Source organism: Pseudomonas sp. 313 (genome assembly GCF_000316965.1).
GTDB lineage: Bacteria > Pseudomonadota > Gammaproteobacteria > Pseudomonadales > Pseudomonadaceae > Chryseomonas > Chryseomonas benzopyrenica.
The window spans coordinates 1-3,101 of record NZ_ANBZ01000019.1; the positions used below are offsets into that span (position 1 = coordinate 1).

The window sequence follows — 3,101 nt, forward strand, 5'->3', positions numbered from 1 at the left end:
CTTCACCGGGCGACTGATGGTGCGCTACGGCAAGGAGCGCGTGACCGCCGTCGGCATGGTGCTGCTCGCCGCCTCCGGGGTGGTGGCCCTGGGCGGGCTCGGCCTGTCCCACTTCTGGGGCTCGCTGGCGCTGTTGGGCATCGGCTGGAATTTGAGTTTCATCGGCGCCACGGCGATGGTCACCGACTGCCACACCCCGGCCGAGCGGGGCAAGGCGCAGGGCATGAACGACTTCTTCGTCTTCGCCGCCACGGCGGCCGTGTCGTTCCTCGCGGGGTCGATCCTGCACAGCTCGGGCTGGCAAGCGGTCAACTGGATGATCTTCCCGGCCTTGGCGCTGATCTTGGTGCCGCTGCTGTGGCAGGGGCGGTACGGTTGCAACTGACTTGACTTGGGGCATTGATCGAGGACTGGAAGCCGATAAGTGGCCCGTTCCGGCACTACACGACTTGTCTCCACTGCTGAAACTTCGGAAAGCTACTTTGCCGTTCCACCTTTATTGATGGTCAAAGAGTTGTATGGACAGATGAATTTAGTTAGTTAGTTAGTTAGTTAGATTTATCAAGAAGCAGTTTAACCACGGCTTTGGCTTTGCGAGCAGCGTGCAGATCTCCAAGAACGTGAGCCTGAATAATCGCCCCTTCAAGCAACATAGCAATTGTTTCAGAGATTTGAACTATCGATTCTCTGGACGTTATGACAAGTGAAGTGTGGTGTGTGATCCATCGCAGCATAGCCTCTTTGTTTCGGGCGCAAAGCTTATGTATATCATGATCCGGATTGCTGAATTCGGCGCTGACATTAATGAAATAACAACCCAAGAAAAGTGGCTTGGATTGATCGAGACCCTGAAACAGATCGTCAAAAGCATCAAGCATGGCATACAAGGCGTCCCTACCTGGCGTCGCTTCGTGCAAACGCAAATCGAGCCAAGAGAAATACTGCTGATCACAATATTCGACGGTCGCAGCAATTAGATCTTCCTTGCTGGAGAAATGGTTATATAGCGTTTTCTTGGCAATGCCGGACTCTTCAAGTACCCGATTGATGCCAACAGCATGAATGCCGTACTTATAAAAAAGGTTAAAGGCAGTTGCGACTAACTGTTCTTTTTTGTCCATGATGTTATTCATCGTTGTGAGGATTCATACGCGACATGTTGACACAAGGAGACAGGGTTGTCTACAATCCCTCAAGGAGACCGATCTGTCTCTTTCTTTGCAATTTCCTTGAGGCTTCTTTTATGAACACGACAACAGCGGCTTCCGCACAACAGCCCTCCGTCATCTATGATCTAGTCACGATAGGTTCCGGTTCGGCGGCTAGAGCCGCAGCGAACGAAGCACGTAGGCTCGACAAAACAGTCGCCATGATCGAACAGGGGTTGGCAGGAGGGACCTGTCTCAATGTAGGATGCGTTCCTTCAAAGACGTTGCTTGCGGCGGCTTCTGCTCGCATGTCTGCTGCGCATGGGAAGTTCCCAGGTATAGCGACCTCGGCCGGGCCTGTCGACTTGTCTTTGCTTGTCAGAGATAAAGATCAAATGATCGGGCACTTCCGGCAGTCTTTCCATGTACAAGCACCCAAGGATGCAGGTATTGCGGTATTTCGCGGCAAGGCGACCTTTGTAGCGTCAGATGAGCCAGATATCGTAGCGCTCGTCGTCGCGGACTCAGACGGAAACACAAACCTGGTGTACGCCAAGCAGGTACTGATCGCCAGTGGGGCAGCGCCATTCATTCCTTCCATTCCTGGCCTCAGTGAGGTGGACTTTCTCACTTCCGGCTCGGCCATGTCCCTTGAGCAGGTGCCTGAGTCCATGCTGGTCGTCGGCGGCAATGCGATCGGTCTGGAGCAAGGTCAATTGTTCGCTCGACTGGGCAGCAAGGTTGAAGTGGTCGAGATAGCTCCTCGAATTGCACCGTTCGAGGATCCCGCGATTTCTGCGGCACTGGAGCAGGCGCTGTCAGCGGAGGGCATCATGTTCCATACTGGCGCCAATCTGACAAACGTCGTACCACACGAGAGCGGGGTGCTTGCAACTGTCGTCGCCGAAGGACGTACTCAGCAAATTTTCGCCCATAAGATTCTCATAGCGACGGGGCGCCGTCCGGCAACTGAAGGACTCAACTTGGATGCTGTCAATGTGTCCAGGGGCGATCGAGGCGAAATAATTGTGGACGAACATCTGCGAACCTCAAATCCTCGCATCTGGGCAGCGGGCGATGTCACTGGTATGGCTCAATTAGTGTATGTCGCTAGTGCGCAGGGGACCGTGGCCGCGAGCAATGCTCTGGGCAACGAGCCTCGGTCCCTAGACTACACCGCCTTGCCCCGCGTCATTTTCACGTCGCCCGAGATGGCTGCTGTCGGCATGACTCCTATGCAGGCTGAGGCGGCCCAAATTGCCTATGATGTTCGTGAAATTCCGGTTTCCTTTGTTCTACGTGCTATTGTAAGTCGTCACGACAAAGGGATAATCAAGATGATATCCGAGCGTGAGACAGGAAGGATTCTGGGTATTCATATGGTAGGCGAATCTGCTGGAGAGGTTATTGCAGCTGCAACCTATATTATCTCCGCAGGACTTACGGTTGACCAACTTGCAAAACAGTGGTCTCCGTACTTCACTATGGCGGAGTCGCTTAAAAACGTAGCAAGCAGTGCGCCAACTTTGGAAGATTCGGCTAATGGCTAAATCTTATTATTACTATGCGCTTAAATTTCAAGGGATCGTTTCAGGGTAAAGTTTCCTGATGTGAGCATGTTTGAGTTTTTTGCTATGGCGGGATCGCTCAATGGGCTTCCCGCCTTTTTTGTGGTGAATCATTAAAGAATTTGCCGATCTTGAATATATGCATAAAAACTCAGGGGGTGCCGTTCAGTCTGTTGACGAGAAAGATAGGATTCTTTTACTGAGAAATTCCCGTCAGAACTTCAATTTATCTTCTCTAAATTTGAAAGGTTGTCAGGCAATTCATGCGCGATGAGTAGACACGCTGGCCTGCTTCAGTGCCCCCGAGTACTGCGACCAGAAGGAAAGGGGTTATTCGTTTCATAGTTCGATTTCCTGCTGTGGGCTACTGCTTCGCAGCCGCCGT

3 protein-coding genes are annotated in these 3,101 nt (G+C 52.3%); 2 read left to right on the forward strand and 1 reads right to left on the reverse strand.

Going from position 1 to position 3,101, the window contains the following annotated elements:
- Positions 1–385 (forward strand): MFS transporter (locus C722_RS24475; protein ID WP_037062909.1); only part of this gene is annotated, 385 nt, incomplete at its 5' end.
- A 163-nt stretch (positions 386–548) separates the two neighbouring features.
- On the opposite strand, the gene C722_RS0101370 is transcribed toward C722_RS24475, so the two are convergent.
- On the reverse strand, positions 549–1,121 hold the full coding sequence (locus C722_RS0101370) for a TetR/AcrR family transcriptional regulator (RefSeq protein WP_017638772.1): 573 nt from the start codon (positions 1,119–1,121) through the stop codon (positions 549–551).
- A 35-nt stretch (positions 1,122–1,156) separates the two neighbouring features.
- Between C722_RS0101370 and merA the strand changes: the two genes are divergently transcribed.
- Positions 1,157–2,698, forward strand: coding sequence for a mercury(II) reductase (merA, locus tag C722_RS0101375; RefSeq protein ID WP_223656231.1), 1,542 nt, complete (start codon positions 1,157–1,159; stop codon positions 2,696–2,698).
- Positions 2,699–3,101: the final 403 nt, after the last annotated feature.

Bases quoted from the DNA above. Each gene is read 5' to 3' on its own strand.
- C722_RS0101370 (WP_017638772.1), bottom strand. From the start codon at position 1,121: ATGGACAAAAAAGAACAGTTAGTCGCAACTGCCTTTAACCTTTTTTAT.
- merA (WP_223656231.1), top strand. From the start codon at position 1,157: ATGTTGACACAAGGAGACAGGGTTGTCTACAATCCCTCAAGGAGACCG.